The 15,332-nt window shown below is 76.5% G+C and carries 12 protein-coding genes and 2 tRNA genes; 9 read left to right on the forward strand and 5 right to left on the reverse strand.

What is annotated here, in order from left to right; translation table 11 throughout:
* Positions 1-55 precede the first annotated feature (55 nt).
* The 8 genes from CUT44_RS21340 (at position 56) to CUT44_RS21375 (ending at position 8,737) form a co-directional block, all read left to right on the forward strand.
* On the forward strand, positions 56-1,834 hold the full coding sequence (locus tag CUT44_RS21340) for an RNA ligase family protein (RefSeq protein WP_100203529.1): 1,779 nt from the start codon (positions 56-58) through the stop codon (positions 1,832-1,834).
* Positions 1,834-4,359 carry a poly(A) polymerase gene (locus tag CUT44_RS21345; RefSeq protein WP_100203530.1) on the forward strand — a complete coding sequence of 842 codons (2,526 nt, stop codon included), beginning with the start codon at positions 1,834-1,836 and terminating at the stop codon, positions 4,357-4,359. The genes CUT44_RS21340 and CUT44_RS21345 overlap by 1 nt, the downstream gene beginning before the upstream one ends.
* A gap of 362 nt (positions 4,360-4,721) precedes the next feature.
* The gene (locus tag CUT44_RS21350; RefSeq protein WP_100203531.1) at positions 4,722-4,904 is read left to right on the forward strand and encodes a hypothetical protein; all 183 of its coding nucleotides are present in this window, start codon (positions 4,722-4,724) and stop codon (positions 4,902-4,904) included.
* A gap of 91 nt (positions 4,905-4,995) precedes the next feature.
* The gene (locus tag CUT44_RS21355) at positions 4,996-6,447 is read left to right on the forward strand and encodes a hypothetical protein (protein WP_100203532.1); all 1,452 of its coding nucleotides are present in this window, start codon (positions 4,996-4,998) and stop codon (positions 6,445-6,447) included.
* Between the two features lie 66 nt (positions 6,448-6,513).
* A tRNA-Glu gene (locus CUT44_RS21360) sits at positions 6,514-6,585 on the forward strand.
* A gap of 15 nt (positions 6,586-6,600) precedes the next feature.
* Positions 6,601-6,672 (forward strand) — tRNA-Pro (locus tag CUT44_RS21365).
* Between the two features lie 215 nt (positions 6,673-6,887).
* Entirely contained in the window at positions 6,888-7,568 is a 681-nt protein-coding gene (gene pnuC, locus CUT44_RS21370) for a nicotinamide riboside transporter PnuC (RefSeq protein ID WP_100203533.1), read from the forward strand.
* 53 nt (positions 7,569-7,621) lie between these two features.
* Positions 7,622-8,737 (forward strand): AAA family ATPase, encoded by a 1,116-nt coding sequence (locus CUT44_RS21375; RefSeq protein WP_233221547.1) that lies wholly within the window; start codon positions 7,622-7,624, stop codon positions 8,735-8,737.
* Positions 8,738-8,831: 94 nt separating this feature from the next.
* Here the strand turns inward: CUT44_RS21375 and CUT44_RS21380 are convergent, their stop codons facing one another.
* The 3 genes from CUT44_RS21380 to CUT44_RS21390 form a co-directional block, all read right to left on the reverse strand.
* The gene (locus CUT44_RS21380; protein ID WP_100203535.1) at positions 8,832-9,230 is read right to left on the reverse strand and encodes a MerR family transcriptional regulator; all 399 of its coding nucleotides are present in this window, start codon (positions 9,228-9,230) and stop codon (positions 8,832-8,834) included.
* 28 nt (positions 9,231-9,258) lie between these two features.
* Complete coding sequence (locus tag CUT44_RS21385; RefSeq protein WP_100203536.1) at positions 9,259-10,326, reverse strand: MDR family NADP-dependent oxidoreductase; 1,068 nt, start codon at positions 10,324-10,326, stop codon at positions 9,259-9,261.
* A gap of 185 nt (positions 10,327-10,511) precedes the next feature.
* Positions 10,512-11,528, reverse strand: a complete 1,017-nt coding sequence (locus CUT44_RS21390) for a hypothetical protein (RefSeq protein WP_100203537.1) — start codon at positions 11,526-11,528, stop codon at positions 10,512-10,514.
* Positions 11,529-11,961: 433 nt separating this feature from the next.
* On the opposite strand from CUT44_RS21390, the gene CUT44_RS21395 reads away from it, so the two are divergent.
* Positions 11,962-14,055 (forward strand): N-6 DNA methylase, encoded by a 2,094-nt coding sequence (locus CUT44_RS21395; protein WP_100203538.1) that lies wholly within the window; start codon positions 11,962-11,964, stop codon positions 14,053-14,055.
* A gap of 45 nt (positions 14,056-14,100) precedes the next feature.
* Here CUT44_RS21395 and CUT44_RS21400 read toward each other — a convergent pair whose 3' ends face one another.
* Both CUT44_RS21400 and CUT44_RS21405 read right to left on the reverse strand, forming a co-directional pair.
* Positions 14,101-14,652, reverse strand: coding sequence for a YcxB family protein (locus CUT44_RS21400; protein ID WP_100203539.1), 552 nt, complete (start codon positions 14,650-14,652; stop codon positions 14,101-14,103).
* 121 nt (positions 14,653-14,773) lie between these two features.
* The gene (locus CUT44_RS21405; protein ID WP_100203540.1) at positions 14,774-15,319 is read right to left on the reverse strand and encodes a YcxB family protein; all 546 of its coding nucleotides are present in this window, start codon (positions 15,317-15,319) and stop codon (positions 14,774-14,776) included.
* Positions 15,320-15,332: the final 13 nt, after the last annotated feature.

Consider the following 15,332-nt stretch of genomic DNA (forward strand, 5'->3'; position numbering starts at 1 on the left):
TTCCTACAGTGACCGTCAGTGACCGCCGTCCCGGTGGCGCCGACAGGAGCGGATCATGCGTGCGCACTACCCCCGTACACCGCATCTGCCCTGGTCGCCGGGGGCGTCACCGGACGACGTACGGGCCGCCGACCTGGCCGGGCTGCGCGGCGCGGAGGTCGTGGTCACCGAGAAACTCGACGGGGAGAACACCACCCTCTACCGCGACGGGCTCCACGCCCGCTCCCCGGACTCGGGTCACCATCCGTCGCGGGCCTGGGTGAAGGCCCTGCAGGGGCGGATCGGCGCGGCGATACCGTCCGGGTGGCGGGTGTGCGGGGAGAACCTCTACGCCCGGCACTCGATCGGCTACCCGGAGCTGGAAAGCTTCTTCTACGGCTTCTCCGTCTGGGACGAACACGACCGCTGCCTGGACTGGGACCGCACCGTGCGCTTCCTGCGGCGCGTCGGCGTGCCGGTGCCGCGCGTGCTGTGGCGGGGGGTCCTCGACGGGCGGGGCGAGCGGGCGCTGCGCGCGCTGCGGGTGGATCCCGGGCGGCAGGAGGGCTACGTCGTGCGGACCGCCGCGGGCTTTCCCCGGGAGGAGTTCGGGCTGCGGGTGGCCAAGTGGGTGCGGCCGGGACATGTGCGGACGGACACGCACTGGATGCACGCCGCCGTCGTCCCCAACGGGCTGGGCCCCGCCGCCGCGCTGTGGGCGGTGCGGTCGGGCGCGGCGGTCGATGCGCCCGCCCTGTCGGCCGCCGTCGGGGCGCGGCCGGACGACCTGGGAGACCCGGGAGACCCCGAAAACGAGGACGCAGCCGGGACGGCCGTGGCCGAGGTGACGGACCGGCTGGACGCGCTGGGCCGCACGGGGGACACGCGGCTGGCCGGGGTGCTGGCCGCGCTGCTGCACCGGATGCCGCGGGCCCGGGCGGCCTCCCGCCTGGCCGCACCGCTGGGCATGCCGCTCGCCCGCCGCGTCGCCGACCTCGTCGGACTCCACCCGGGCCTGCACCGCCCGTACCCGGACGAGGAGCGCCGGGCCGGGCTGGTGCGGATGTCCTTCGCCGCCGACCCGGGGGTGCTGCACGCCCTCGCCGCCTCGGTCCCGGCCGGGCGTACGGAGGCGGCGCGCGAGCAGGTGGAGTGGTCCGCGCTGCACGCCGAGGAGGCCGGGCTGGACGTCGAGGCGCCGCTGGAGTGGCTGCGCTCGGGGCTGCGGGAGGCGCTCGCCGGGCTGGACGGCGACGCCGCCGACCGCTGCTGGGCCGAGGCCAGACAGGCGTACGCGCTGGGCCGGGTCGGCGGCGCCGAGGAGGCGGTGGCGGCCGGCTGGCGGTGGCGCTCCGGGGACTTCCCGCGGCTGGTGCAGCTCGTCGGCCCGTCCGGCAGCGGCAAGAGCACCTTCGCCGCCGCCCTGCCGGGTGTGGACGCGTACGTCTGCCTCGACGAGCTGCGCCGGGCCCGGGGCTCCCGGTCCGATCAGCGCGGCAACGACGACGTCCTGCGGGAGGGCCTGGCGCGGCTGGACGCCGCGCTGGCCGCGGCGGACGGCGGCGGGACGGTGGTGTGGGACGCCACCTGCCTCACCCCGCACCAGCGCGCCCGGGTGCACGCGGTGGCACACCGCCGGAACGCGCTGGTGACCCACACGGTCACACTGGTGGCCGAGGACGAACTGACGCGCCGCAACACCGTACGCGCCCATCCGGTGCCGCCGGAGGTGCTGGCCGCGCAACTGCGCCGCTACGTCCCGCCCTACCCGGGTCAGGCGCACCGCACGTGGTACGTGGGGGCGGACGGGACGGTGGCGGACACCGACGGCGTGCTGCACGGGGAGGAGTGGTGATGCGCACCAGCGAGGAGATCTACCACCAGGTCCGCTGGGACCCGCGGCTGGACCCGGCCCGGTTCGTGTTGGGCGTACGCCGGCGCGGGGCCGGGCCGAAGCGGATTCCGCTGCCCGAGTTCACGCCCGGGGGCGACATCCCCTGGCACCGGGTGCTGTTCGTGGAGGCGGACGGCGAGGTGGTCTGGGACCGCGCCACGGGCGTGGACCGGGTCGGCACCTCGGCCGCCGGACGGGTGCGCGACCCGCGCCGGCTGCGGGCACCGTTCTTCACCGCCCGCACCCCCCACGCCTGGGACCCGGCCGCCGGCCGCTGGCGTCCCGCGGACCGCGGGCCCCGCACTCCCCCGGCGCCGCCCGGCACCGCGCCCGAGGTGCGCGTACTGACCTGGAACACCCTGTGGGACCGCTACGACAGCGACCGGATCGACACCGCACACCGCCGCCCGCTGCTGCTGGCGGCCCTGGCCGGGTCCGGCGCGGACGTCATCGCGCTCCAGGAGGTGGAGGCCGGGCTGCTGGAGATGCTGCTGGCCGCGCCCTGGGTGCGGGACGGATACACCCTGGGCACCGACCCGTACGGCCGGGACGCCGACGAGCACGGCCTGCTGCTGCTCAGCAGACTCCCCGTGCGGGAGGCGGCGGTGCACTTCCTGCGCCCGCACAAGGCCGTCACCGCCGTCGTCGTGACGGCCGCCGCCGGTCCGCTGACGGTGGCCGCCACCCACCTGAGCAGTGACCACTCCGCCGAGGGCCCGGCCCGGCGGCAGGCCGAACTGGAGCGGCTCGCCGAGGGGCTGGCCGGGGTGGCGGGGGACCTGGTCCTGCTGGGCGACCTCAACGACTGGCGGGAGGGCCCCGACGGCCCGGCCGCCGTGCTCGGCCTGCGGGACGCCTGGACGGAGGTCCACGGGCCACACGACCGCACCCCCACCTTCGACCCCGGTGCCAACCCGCTGGCCGCCCTCGCCTCGCTGTCGGGGCGGGCCGCCCGGCTGGACCGTGTCCTGCCGCGCGGCGACGGGCTCCGCGTCACCGGGGCGGAACTGCTGGGCGACACGCCCACGCCGCAGGGGCTGTACGTGTCGGACCACTACGGGGTGGCGGCCGTGCTCCGGCCGGGCGGCGACGGGGACGGTGACGGAGATGGCGACGGCGGGCCGACGGACCCCCGGGCCGCGGTGGCGCCGGGCACGGGCACGGGCGGGGGCACGGGCACGGGCGGGGTGCGATGGCCGGACGACGGCCCCCGCACCCAGACCGCCGTCCCCGGGGCCGACCCCGCCGCCGACCCCGCCGCCGACCCCGGGGACGGCGACCGGGCCGAGCGGATCGTCCGGCGGGTGACGGAGGCGCTGGGCGAGGGGGCCGTCCACCTCGTCGGCTCGCGACGGACGGGCTGCGCCCTGCCCGGCGCGGACGTGGACCTGGTGGCGGCGCTGCCGGGCGGCACCGACGGCACCGACATCGCCCTCGGCCTCCCGTCCCTGCGGGAGCGGTTGGTCGCCGCGCTGCCGGACGCCGCGCGGCCGCGGCAGGTGACCGGCGCCCGGGTGCCGGGGCTGCGGTTCGAGGCCGACGGCCTGCGCGTGGACCTCGCCCTGGTCGCCACCGGAGCGCTCGACCCCGCCGAGGCGGTGGACCGCCGCACGGAGCTGGGCGGGGCCGCCGCGGTCGCGCTCGGTGCGGTCGGCGACGCGACGGCCGTACGTGCCGCCGCCGGCGACCGCCATGCCGCCTTCGCCGCCCTGGCCCGGCGGGTGAAGGCCTGGGCACGGGCACGCGGTCTGGACTCGGCACCGTTCGGCGGGCTGCCGGGCCTGGCCTGGTCGGTGCTGGCGGCGCGCACGGTGCGCGAGGCCGGGGACCTGCCCGCCGGTGAGCTGCTCCGGCACTTCTTCGGCACCTGGGCGGCCTGGGACTGGCGGGAGCCGGTCACCCTCGACGGCTCGGCCGGCACCGCTCCCTCCCCGAGTCTCTCCCCGCACCCTTCCCCGAACGCGGCGGTGACGGTCCTGACCCCCGCCGCCCCGGTCCGCTCCTGCACCTCCCAGGTGGGCGCGGGCGGCCGGGACCTGCTGGTCCAGGAGCTCTACCGGGCCTGGGAGCTCCTGGACCAGCAGGTCCCGGCCGCCGGAAACGGCACCGGCGGCATCAACGGCACCGGCGGCACCGGCCTGTGGTCCGCACTGCTGTCCCCGCCGCCGATGCACCGCCGCCACGCGGCCTGGGCGGTGCTGACCGTGGCCCCGCCGCCGGGCGAGGACTTCGAGGGGGTGCTCGGTGCCGTCCGGGGCCGGATGCGGGCGCTGCTCACCGCCCTGGAGGAGGCCGGCGCGGCGGACGTACACGCCTGGCCACGCCCCGTCGAGACCGGCCCGGCTCTGGCCCGCTACGCCGTCGGCCTGGGCCGCACCCCGCCCGGGGCGGCCATCGTCGCCGCCCTCGCCCGGCAGTGGGGCGGCGGGCTGCCCGGGGTGGGGGTCGAGGTGGTGGCGGACGGCGCGGTGCCGGCACCGCGCTGAACCCGCACGAACCCGCACGGCTCCGCACCCCCGTACGGCACCAGGGTGGCCGGTGACCGGTCCGGGGCCGCCCGGCCGGGGCGTCGAACGCACGAGCATTTTTGCAATTTCATCTGCACGGTCTTCGGCATGTGCAGAAGGGTGTGCATGAGCACGTGAACCTCGTTATGCTCCAGGGGAGTTGGCCACCCGGCCTTCCCCGGGTCCACCCACCCGAACCGCACCGTCCGGAACGCCACGGCTTCCCTCCCGGTCCCGGCCCGGCCCCCGCCAGGTCCACGGCCGGGCCTTCCGGAGCACCGGTCCGGACGGCACTCCCGGGTGCCCGGCACTCCCGTCAGACGCCGAGAGGAACACCGCTCATGCAGATCAGGCGCAACGGCACCGCCCGCGGGCGGCGGATCGGTCCCGCCGCGAGGCGCCTCGCCCGGTGGGGCGTACGGCACCGGCACATCGCGGCCGGGCACCTCCTCCGGGGCGTCTGCTCCGGGGTCGGCACCGCCCTGGTGGGTCTGGCCGTGGTCTGGTTCCAGTCCCGCCGCTGACGGCGCCCGGGCCGCGACGGTGCGGCGGTGTGGCGGTGCCGGCGCGTTATTCGCTGGTCCCCGCCCGGCGGCGTACGCCACGCTGGGCGCCATGTCCCAGCAGGCGTCCCACGAGACGCACCACCACGCCGAGAGCCCGCTCCTGCGGGAACTGCACGCCTCCCTCGGGCAGCGCAGGCGACCCGAGGACATCGCGCACCTGGTCCTGCGGCTGTTCGAGGACGGCGGCGAGCGGGGCGGCGGGCAGAGCGGCGGGCGACCGCTCGACCGCCGCACCCGGAAGGCGCTGGAGAAGGCGGCCCGCGGCTCGCTGCGGAACCTCTGGCACGGCTACACCTCGATGCTGGAGGACTTCGCACGCCCCGTCGGCGCCCAGCGCCAGCTCTCCCGGGCCGCCGAGCTGTTCCCGGCGCTGCCCGAACTGCTCGCCCTGCCGGAGTCGGCCGGTGACGACCCCGAGCTGGTCGAGGCGGCGATCCGGGCCGCGGGCGGGCAGATCGCCAAGCGCTTCGGGGCGAACGACTTCCTGGCCGACCGGCTCAACCGGCCACAGCGTGCGGCGGCCGGGCTCGGGGAGCTGTCCAAGCGGCAGTACAACAAGCGGTTCCGGCTGCTGCGCCGGATGGAGGCGAAGCTGGCCCGGCTGGTGGTCGAGCGGCGCAGGCGCGAGGTGACGATGGTCGGCAGGAGCGGGCTGGCCTCGCGGCTGCCGTACGAGGAGTTCGCGGCCGATCCCGGCACCGCCGCCTTCGTCGCCTACCTCACCGCGCGCGCCAACCTGCGCAGCGAGTTCACGGTATCCGGGCAGCAGCGCGCCTACGACGAGGTGGCGGACGCGCTGTTCCGGCGGCTGCGGAGCGGGGCCGACCGCACCAACTGGTACGCGGTCGCGCACGTCCACCCGACCGCCACGGTGCTCGGGCGCCTGACGGACGGTCAGCGGGGACGGCTGCTGGCGTTCTGGTACCGCTTCCTGCTGGACGTGGCCGAACTGCTGGAGACGGCCTGGCGCCGCCGGCCGCTGGACCGCACCACGATGATCGTGCGCCGCGGGGACGACTCGACGACCTGGAACCAGGCCGCCCGCGCCTGGACGAAGGCCCGCGCCAACTGGTTCGCGCTGCTGCGCGCCATGGGCGCCGAGGAGATCACCGAACGGCTCTGCCCCGGCAAGGTGCCGCTGCTGGTGGCCGCCGACGTGGCCGCCTGGCACCGGCAAACCGGGGGCGGACTGCACCCGGACACCGGGGTGTGGGCCGAACTGCCGCTGCCCTGGCAGGTGCTGCGCGGTACGGCGGACTGCCCGCGGTCGCTGGTGGCGGAGGTGTGCCGGCGCCACGGTGTCGACCCGGTCGCCGGCGGCTGGACCGGGCCGCGCGACCAGGTCCGCCCGGTGCCGTTCCGGCCCACTCCGGAGCTGGTGCACGGCGTGACGGTCGGCGACCCGGTGCTGGCCGGGGTGCTGCGGTCGGCGGGCTTCTTCTCCGGCCGGCCGCCACGCCCGGCGGCCCGGGAACTGGCGCCCCGCACCGACCGGGCCTGAGAGGGCGGAGCCGGCCCGTAAAACCGTTTGCCCTGCCGGTGGCCCCCCGACAGGATCGGGGCTGTCGACGGGGAAGCTCAGTGGTGGAGCGCCCGGCTCTCAACCGGGTGGACGCAGGTTCGAGCCCTGCCCCCGTCGCACGGGCCGTACGGGCACCGGGAAGCTCAGCGGTGGAGCGCCCGGCTCGGGACCGGGTGGACGCAGGTTCGAGCCCTGCCCCGGCGCCCGTACGGCCCGCCCCTTCCGGGGCCGCGCCTGAGGGCGCGGCCCTTCCCTCTTCCACCGGCCCGCCGCTCCCGCCTCCTCCGGGCCAGCCGCCCGGCCCCGGTGGGCACCCGGCCCGCACGTGACCGGCCTCACGCGCCGCCAGTCCACCCCACGCTCTTGCCGCCGCACCGCGACTCCCTTATCGTCAACCTGACATTTAAGGAGGTCGCCGCGTGAACGACACCGTCGCGGACCTGCTCGCTCCGCTCCAGCAGCCGCTGTTCACCCTGCTGGACACCCCCGTCAGCTGGACGGAGGTGCTGGGCTTCGGCAGCGGCGCGCTGTGCGTGTGGCTCGTCGCCCGGCAGCACATCGCCAACTGGCCGATCGGCATCGCCAACAACCTGTTCTTCATCCTGCTGTTCACCGGGGCCGGGCTGTACGCGGACGCCGGACTGCAGATCGTCTACATCGCACTGGCGGTCTACGGCTGGTGGTCGTGGGTCACCGGCGGCCCGGCGGCCACCGGCGGACGGCTGCCGGTCACCCGCACGACCGCCCGCGCCTGGTGGGTGCTGCTGCCCGCGACCGCGGCCGCCACCGTCGCGCTGACCCTGCTGCTGGATGGGGCCACCGACTCCACCGTGCCCTTCTGGGACGCCCTGACCACCGCGCTGTCGCTGGCCGCCACCTACGGCCAGTGCCGCAAGAAGGTCGAGTCCTGGTACCTGTGGATCGCCGCCGACATCGTCTACGTCCCGCTGTACGCCTACAAGGGCCTGTACCTGACCGCGCTGCTCTACCTGGGCTTCATGGCCCTGTGCGTGGTCGGGCTGCTGGGCTGGCGGCGCGAGCTGGCCGGGCGGGAGGCACGGGAGGACGCCGGGCCCGCGGCGGTCGGGGCCGCGGCATGAGCGGGACGGGGACCGGGATGGAGAGCGCGACGGAAGACGGGGTGGAAATCGGCGTGGAAATCGGGACGGAAACAGCCTCCGCGCCGCGGGAGTTCGGGCACGGGCTGGTGCTGGGCAAGTTCTACCCGCCGCACGCCGGCCACCACCACCTGATCCGTACCGCCGCCGTGCGCTGCCGCCGGCTCACGGTGCTGGTGTGCGCCTCGTCGGTGGAGTCGGTGCCGCTGGAGGAACGGGTGGCGTGGCTGCGCGAGGTGCACCCCGGTGAGGGCGTCGAGGTCGTCGGCGCGGTCGACGACGTGCCCGTCGACTACTCTGACCCCGGGATCTGGGACGCCCACCTGGCGGTCTTCCGGGCCGCCGTCCCCGAGCCGGTCGACGCCGTCTTCACCTCCGAGGCGTACGGCGCCGAGCTCGGCCGCCGCTTCGGCGCGACGGCCGTCACCGTCGACGCCGACCGCGCCGCGTACCCGGTCTCCGGCACCGCCGTCCGCAAGGACCCGGCCGGCTGCTGGGAGTACCTGGCCGCCCCGGTGCGGGCGGCCCTGGCCCGCCGGGTGGTCGTGGTCGGCGCGGAGTCCAGCGGCACCACCACCCTGGCCCGCGCCCTGGCCGGGCACTACCGCGCCCGCGGCGGGGTGTGGGCCGGCACCCGCTGGGTGCCCGAGTACGGGCGGCGGTACAGCGCGGAGAAGTACGCGCGGCTGCGGGCGGAGCGGCCCGGCGCGACACTGGTGGAACTGGTCTGGGAGTCGGCCGAGTTCGAGCTGATCGCCGAACGCCAGCTCGCCCGGGAGGACGCCGCCGCCCGCACCGGATCACCCGTGCTGTTCTGCGACACCGACGCCCTGGCCACCACCGTCTGGCACGAGCGCTACACCGGTGGCCGCAGCCCGGCGGTGGAGGCGGTCGCCGCCCGCGGCCGCCACGACCTGTGGCTGCTCACCGACCACGAGGGCGTGCCGTTCGAGGACGACGGGCTGCGCGACGGGGAGCATCTGCGGGCCTGGATGACCGGCCGCTTCCGCACCGAGCTGACCCGCCGCGGCCTGCCCCACCTGGTCCTGACCGGCTCCCACGAGGAGCGGCTGCGCGCGGCCGTGGCCGCCGTCGACGCCCTGCTCGACCGTGGCCGGCACTTCACCGACCCCCTCCCCGAGCGCGGCTGAGGGCACCGCCGTGACCGCCGGGCCGCCCCGTACCCCTACGCCACGGCACTCCGATTCCGCGGTGCCGCGGCGCGGTCCCCCGGTCCCGCCCGGGTCAGCGCGCCGGTTCGAGGGGTTCGCCGGGGAGGCTCGTCTGCCGGGCGAGCCGCTCGCGCAGTTCGGTGAGGCGGGCGATCTCGGCGTCGACGGCGCGCAGCCGGTCCGCGATCACCCGCGCGGTGTGCGTGGCGGCGCACTCCGGGGAGTCGCACGCGGGGAGCGTGTCGCCGTCGAACACGACCACCGGGTCCTCCAGGCAGTCGCGGACGTCCTGGACGGTCAGCCCCATGTCCAGCAGTCTCCGGACGAGGCGGACCCGGGCCACGTCCCGGGCCCCGTACAGCCGCTGTCCGGTCGCGGTGCGCCGCGGCGGGGGCAGCAGGCCGCGCTGCTCGTAGAACCGCAGCGCCCGGGGGGTCGTCCCCGCTGCCGCCGCCGCGTCACCGATCCGCATGTCCGTCTCCTCCGTGCCGCGCCCGCCGCTACGGCTCCACCACCACGGCCCCCAGATGGCGGCCCTCGATCACTTCCCGGAACGCCCGGGGGCCGCTTTCGATGCCCGCCAGACGCGTGTGCGGGAAACTGATCCTCCCCGAGGCCAGCCAGTCGCCGAAGCGCCGGTTCCACTCGGGCAGCGCGTCGGGGTGGTCGGCGGCGTTGAACCCGCGCAGCGTCACCCGGTTGAGGACGACCCTGACCCAGTCCACCGCGGCCGGCCGCGCGCCGCCGAGGCCCTCCGGGGCGAGTTGCGTGGCCAGGCCGCCGACCAGGACGAACCGGGCTCCGGGCCGGGCCGCCGCGACCGCCGCCCGCAACTGCTCCCCGCCGACGGTGTCCAGCAGGACGTCGACGCCGTCCGGCGCGGCCTTCGCCAGCTGGTCGGCGACGGGCTCCGCGCCGCGTACGACGGCCGCGTCGTAGCCCAGCTCCGCCACCAGCCGCCGCGCCTTGTCCGGCGAACCGGTGCTTCCGATCACCCGTTCCGCGCCCAGCAGCCGGGCGAGCTGCCCGGCCAGCGAGCCGACCGCGCCGGCTCCGCCGGTGACGAACACCGTGTCCCCGGGACGGACCTCGACGGCGCGGGTGAGCGCGCCGTACGCCGTCCAGCCCTGCGACAGGTGCGCGACGGGGTCGGGCAGCTCCGGGCCCACCACGGCGCACTGTTCGGCGGGCACCACCGCGTACTCGCGCCAGCCCAGTTGGTGCAGGACCGTGTCACCGGGACGCGGCCCGCCACCGGGCGGCCCGCCCGGCGCCGGCGCCGCGACGACCTCGCCCACCGCCGGGCCGAACAGCGCGTCACCCGGCCGCAGGGCCGCTCCCGGGTAGTGGCCGTCGATCACCATGCGCAGCAGCGCGGCGAAGACGAGGAAGGCCCGGTTCCGTACCAGCACCTCGCCGGGGCCGGGCCGGGGCAGCGGCACCTCGGCCACCTCGAAGTGCTCGGCCGCGGGCAGCCCGTCCGGCCGGGACAGCAGCCGGACCTCGCGCGACGTACGGGGCAGGAGGGGCCGGGCGGGTGGGGTGGCCGGGCCGGACGGGGCGGGCATGACGGCGCTCCTCTGCGGTGACCGGCAAGGCCGGTGGCACCTGTGGTGTCGGCGCACGGTGCGGGGGCCGTGCCGGGGCCGCGACGCTAAACCCTGACCCGCGCGTCAGGGGCAAGTCCGGGTGCCGGAGCGCACCCGGACGGCGGTGGACGGCGCCCGGCGGCCGGTGCGTGCGTCACCGGGGCTCAGGTGGTCCGGGTGTTGGTCAGATGGGGGCCTATGTAGCCGATGTAGAGCAGCCCGGTGCCCGCCGTGTCGTCGTGGAAGTGCAGCCGCGGCGAGACCGCGTTCCCTGCGCCGATGCGCAGGTGGGCCTCCATGTAGACCCTCCCGGAGGGGTGGACCGCCCTGGGCACGGGCAGCATCCGCTCCCTGCGCCAGGCCGACTTGCACCGGACGGTCTCGGACTCCTTCATCCTGACCTTTCCCGCGGGGAAGGGGTGCCGCCCCGGCGGGAGGTTCCGGCACCAGGCACGGAAGTCCCCCCCGGCCCGGCCCGCCACGGAGTCCGCCGCGAAGTCCTCCAGCGCCTTCAGACCGTTCCAGCAGATGACGATCCAGTTCGGCATCGACCTCTCGTCCAGCCGCCTGGTGACCTTCCGGTCGCCGGTGAAGCGCAGCGTCGGGAACTCGCCCATCCGGTCCAGGAGTTCGGTGAAGTTGCCGGGAGGCGGAGGGCCGCCCTCCTCCCCCGCCGGGGCGCGGGCGACACCGTGGGCGCCCGCGTCGTGCGGCCGGCGCCGCGGGGAACGGCCGCGCCGCCGGGCACCGGGCGGTTCGTCCCGGGACTCCGCCGGCGGGTTCGCCGGCGGCGGCACCGCCCGCAGTTCGCGCGGTGGCTCGTCCCGTGCCTCCTCCGCCCGTACCTCCCCTGCCCGTACCGTCTCCGCCCGGCCCGCCCCGGAGCGGTCGGGGGGCCCGGCGCCGCGCCCGGCGGCCGGGCGCGAGCGCCGTGCGGGCACCTGGACCGGCGTCCCTGGTAACGGAGGACCGGCGGGGATGCCCGCCTCATGGTCCGGGGCGGTGCGCGGACCTGTGCCGTCGCGGCCCCCTTCGGCGGCACGGGCATCCCGGCCCCTGCCGGAGAGCCGTCCGGTGACCAACTCGTTGACAGTGACGGCGACGGTGACGATGACGGTGGTGACGACGGCGGCGCAGCGCCACGCGGTGGACACGGCCCCGCGGTACGCGGCAACGTCCATGGGTCCCCCCTTTTTTTCGCATGTGGTGGTGAGGGATCGCTCTCCGCGCCGGCGGCGGGGTGGGGGGTTGCGGCGGCGCGGAACAGAGAAGAGGGACAACTGCATGAGGGGCGGCATCCCCGAGCGGGGGATGCGCGCGGCACGGCGGGATGCCACGCCTTCCAATGGATTATCTCACTCTGTGCACGAGTTTGGTCACACCGAGTTCACATCGGAGGCGGTACGGCGTCCCGGCCGACGGGCCCCGCCCGCCGTACGCCGCGCCCCGTCTTCCGCGGCCGACTCCCCGTTCTCGCCTTGTGAACGGTGTCAATGAGCGTAGTAATCTTCCCGGCAACACGGGTTGTTCGAATCTTGGCACCGGTCAGCACTTCCGAACCCTCCGAGTTCGAACAGCCGCCCGCACCGGCCGCACACGATCCCGGAGATCCCGATGCCCTCACAGCGCGCAGTCCCGGTCACTCTCGCGGAGATCGCCCGGATCGCCGGGGTGGGGCGGGCCGCGGTCAGCAACTGGCGCCGCCGCCACGACACCTTCCCCGCCCGGATCGGCGGCACCGACACCAGCCCCCAGTTCTCCCTCGCCGAGGTCGAGCAGTGGCTGCGGGAGAACGGCAAGCTCGGGGACGTCGGGGGCCGCGAGCTGCTCTGGCCCGGGTTCGAGGCGCTCGGCAGCCGGGACGAGACAGGACTGGCCGTCGCCGAGGCCGGGCGCCGCATGCGCGGCGAGCGGATCCGGGTCCCGGACCCGAGGCTGTCGGAGCAGGCCCGCGAACTGGTCGGCGAGGCCGTGGCGCTGGGCCGCGCGGAGGGGGCGCGGGAGACCTTCGAGTTCCTGCTGCGCCGCTGGCTGGACTCCCATGTCCGCCAGGTCAGCGCCAGCCCCCGCCCGCTGGCGGACCTGATGGCCGAGGTCGCCCGCACCGTCCGGCCGCCCGCGGCCGGTGCCCCGCTGACCGTGCTCGACCCGGCCTGCGGCGCGGGCCATCTGCTGGCCGCCGCCGCCCGCGCGGGCACGGCGGCCGGGGCTGAGCCCGTCACCCTGCTGGGCTGCGACCGCGACCCCGCGCTGGCCGCACTGGCCGGTGCCCGGCTGGCGTTCACCGCGGACGAGGACGGGGACGGCGGCAGCGGCAGCGGCAGCGGCACAGTGCGCGCGGACGTGCGCGAGGGCGACTCGCTGCGGGCCGATCCGCACGCCTCCGCCGCCGCGGACGTCATTCTGTGCAACCCGCCGTACAACGAGCGCGACTGGGGTTACGAGGAGCTCTCCACCGACCCGCGCTGGGTGCACGGTCTGCCGCCGCGCACCGAGTCCGAACTCGCCTGGGTCCAGCACGCCCTGTCCCGGCTGCGCCCGGGAGGCACCGCCGTGCTGCTGCTGCCGCCCGCCGTCGCCTCCCGCCGCGCCGGGCGCCGTGTCCGCGGGGCGCTGCTGCGCACCGGACTGCTGCGCGCCGTGATCGCCCTGCCGCCGGGCTGCGCCCAGCCGCACAGCGTGTCACTGCACCTGTGGCTGCTGCGCGCCCCCGACGGTGCCCGGTCCGCCGCGGACCCGGGGATGCTGCTGGCCGACGCCTCGGCCCCCCGGCAGCCGGCCGGCCGGGAGGGCGGCGTGGACTGGGAGGCGCTGGCCGGCTTCGTACGGTCGGCGGTCGGGGCGTTCGAGCGCGGGGAGCGGGAACTGCCGGACGGCGCCCGCCGTATGGCCGTCATCGACCTGCTGGACGAGGAGGTGGACCTGACCCCGGGGCGGTACGTCTCCCCCGCCGAGGACGGCGCGGACCTCCGGCTGGAGGAGGTCTGGCGGGAGTTCGACGAGACCGTCACCGGGCTGCGGACCACCGGGAAGGCGCTGTCCGCCCTCGAACCGGCGGGCGCGGGCGGGCCGACGGGCGGCGCCGGACACCCCACGACCACCGTGGGCGAGCTCGTCCGCGCCGGGGCCCTCACCCTGCGCGGTGGCCGGCAGCCCCCGGAAGGGACGGTGCGCGGCGATACCCCGGCCGGGGCGGACGGCGGTGCGGACGGCGGCCCGGACGACGGGGTGCCGCTGCTGACCGTGGCGGACCTGGTACGGGGCGGCGGCCCGACGGGCCGGCTGCGCCGGGCGGACGCGGCGGGGCCGGAAGCGGTGCTGGCCGAGCCCGGGGACGTCGTGGTGGCCGGGGTGATCCGCGGCTTCACCGCCTGGGTGCACCAGGGCCCGCCCGTGGCGCTGGGCCCCCAGCTGTACGTCCTGCGGGTGGATCCGGCGAAGGTGGACGCCTGGTTCCTGGCGGGCTGCCTGCGGGCACCGGCCAACGGCCGGCAGGCGGGCACCCACGCCTCCAGCACCTCCCGGGTGGACGTACGGCGGCTGCAGGTGCTCCAGCTCCCCCCGGCCGAGCAGCTGCGGCACAGCGAGGTATTCCGGCAGCTGGCCGCGTTCGAGGAGTACCGCACGCGGCTGGAGGAGCTGGGCTCCCGGCTGGTGCGCGACCTCAGCGACGGCCTGGCGGCGGGGCGGCTGGCGGCGAAGCGCTGAGCGGGCCGGGGCGGCGCCCGCCCGGCGCTCAGGTCACGCGGACGCTCAGGTCACGCGGACGAGGTGCCGGTCGAGGATCCCGCGCAACCGGTCCACCCCGTCCGCGTCCCGGGCACCGCGCTTGGGCAGCGCGGCGAACCCGGTGACCTGCCCCTTCCCGTTCAGCAGCACGAACAGGCCGACGGTCTCCACGTACCGGTCGTACAGCTCCCAGCCGAACGACGAGCTCGTACCGGTGCCCGTGACGTGCAGCCCGGCGTCGTCGACCGTCGTGCGGTACTCGCCCTGCGCCTCGGCGAAACGGAGCAGCTCCCGGGTCTGCGCGCGCCTGACCGCCCGCTCCCGCAGCAGGCCGAACACCATGCCGATCGCCCCTCCCGCCACCGTGAACGCCGTGAGGACGGGATTGTCCGTGACGAGGGACACGGAGACCACCACGCCCACCATCACGGCGGGCAGCAGGACGTAAGGGAGCGGGCCGTCCCGGCGGGCCCGGCGGGCCCGAACCCGCAGGGCCTCGTCGAAGTCCTCGGCCGTCTGCCGGTAGACCAGCTCCACCGGCTCCGCCTGCCGCACCCGCACCTCCGCGTCGGACATGCGTCCGCCTCCTCCGCTCGAATGCCCCAGGAGTATAGTTGCCCCTTCCAAGCATCGCCGCGGCGGCCCCGCGATTCGGGCCACCCGGACCGCAGGGCCGCCCGTGCGGCGGTCCGGTCGCTCAGGCCGCGAGGGTGCTGTGCCGGTCGAGGATCTCCCGCAGCCGGTTCACGCCCTCCGTGCCCCGGGCCCCGCGCTTGGGCAGCGGGGTGACGAGGAGGCCCTCCCGGTCCTCCCCCAGCAGCACGAACAGGTCCGCGGTCTCGACGTACTGGGGGTAGCGGTCCCAGCCGAAGGCGGTCTGCTCCCCGGCGGCCGTGCGGCGGACCCCGGAGCCGTCGACCACCAGGCGCTGCCTGCCCTCCCCCGCCCCGGCCGGCTCGGACAGCCGCCGGGCCAGCGCGCCCTTGGCGGCCCGGAAGCGCAGGAAGCCCAGCAGCAGGCCGGCGGCCGCGCCGACCGCCCCGCCCACCAGGAGGATCAGGATGTCCGTGACCAGGGTCAGGAAGACCGCGGCGATCATCAGCACGGCGGACCTGCGCAGATAGCGGAGCACGAAGGTGCGCAGGGACAGCCGGGTCACGATCCGCAGGCACTCCTCGCCGTCCTCCGGCGCCGACCGGTAGACCAGCTCGACCGACTGCCCGGTGCCGTGCTTCGTCGCCATGACGTTCCCTCCC

This window comes from Streptomyces carminius, from assembly GCF_002794255.1.
Taxonomy (GTDB): domain Bacteria; phylum Actinomycetota; class Actinomycetes; order Streptomycetales; family Streptomycetaceae; genus Streptomyces; species Streptomyces carminius.

Coding starts and splice junctions, on each gene's coding strand:
- CUT44_RS21340 (WP_100203529.1), top strand. CDS start 56: ATGCGTGCGCACTACCCCCGTACACCGCATCTGCCCTGGTCGCCGGGG.
- CUT44_RS21345 (WP_100203530.1), top strand. CDS start 1,834: ATGCGCACCAGCGAGGAGATCTACCACCAGGTCCGCTGGGACCCGCGG.
- CUT44_RS21350 (WP_100203531.1), top strand. CDS start 4,722: ATGCAGATCAGGCGCAACGGCACCGCCCGCGGGCGGCGGATCGGTCCC.
- CUT44_RS21355 (WP_100203532.1), top strand. CDS start 4,996: ATGTCCCAGCAGGCGTCCCACGAGACGCACCACCACGCCGAGAGCCCG.
- CUT44_RS21380 (WP_100203535.1), bottom strand. CDS start 9,230: ATGCGGATCGGTGACGCGGCGGCGGCAGCGGGGACGACCCCCCGGGCG.
- CUT44_RS21385 (WP_100203536.1), bottom strand. CDS start 10,326: ATGCCCGCCCCGTCCGGCCCGGCCACCCCACCCGCCCGGCCCCTCCTG.
- CUT44_RS21390 (WP_100203537.1), bottom strand. CDS start 11,528: ATGGACGTTGCCGCGTACCGCGGGGCCGTGTCCACCGCGTGGCGCTGC.
- CUT44_RS21395 (WP_100203538.1), top strand. CDS start 11,962: ATGCCCTCACAGCGCGCAGTCCCGGTCACTCTCGCGGAGATCGCCCGG.
- CUT44_RS21400 (WP_100203539.1), bottom strand. CDS start 14,652: ATGTCCGACGCGGAGGTGCGGGTGCGGCAGGCGGAGCCGGTGGAGCTG.
- CUT44_RS21405 (WP_100203540.1), bottom strand. CDS start 15,319: ATGGCGACGAAGCACGGCACCGGGCAGTCGGTCGAGCTGGTCTACCGG.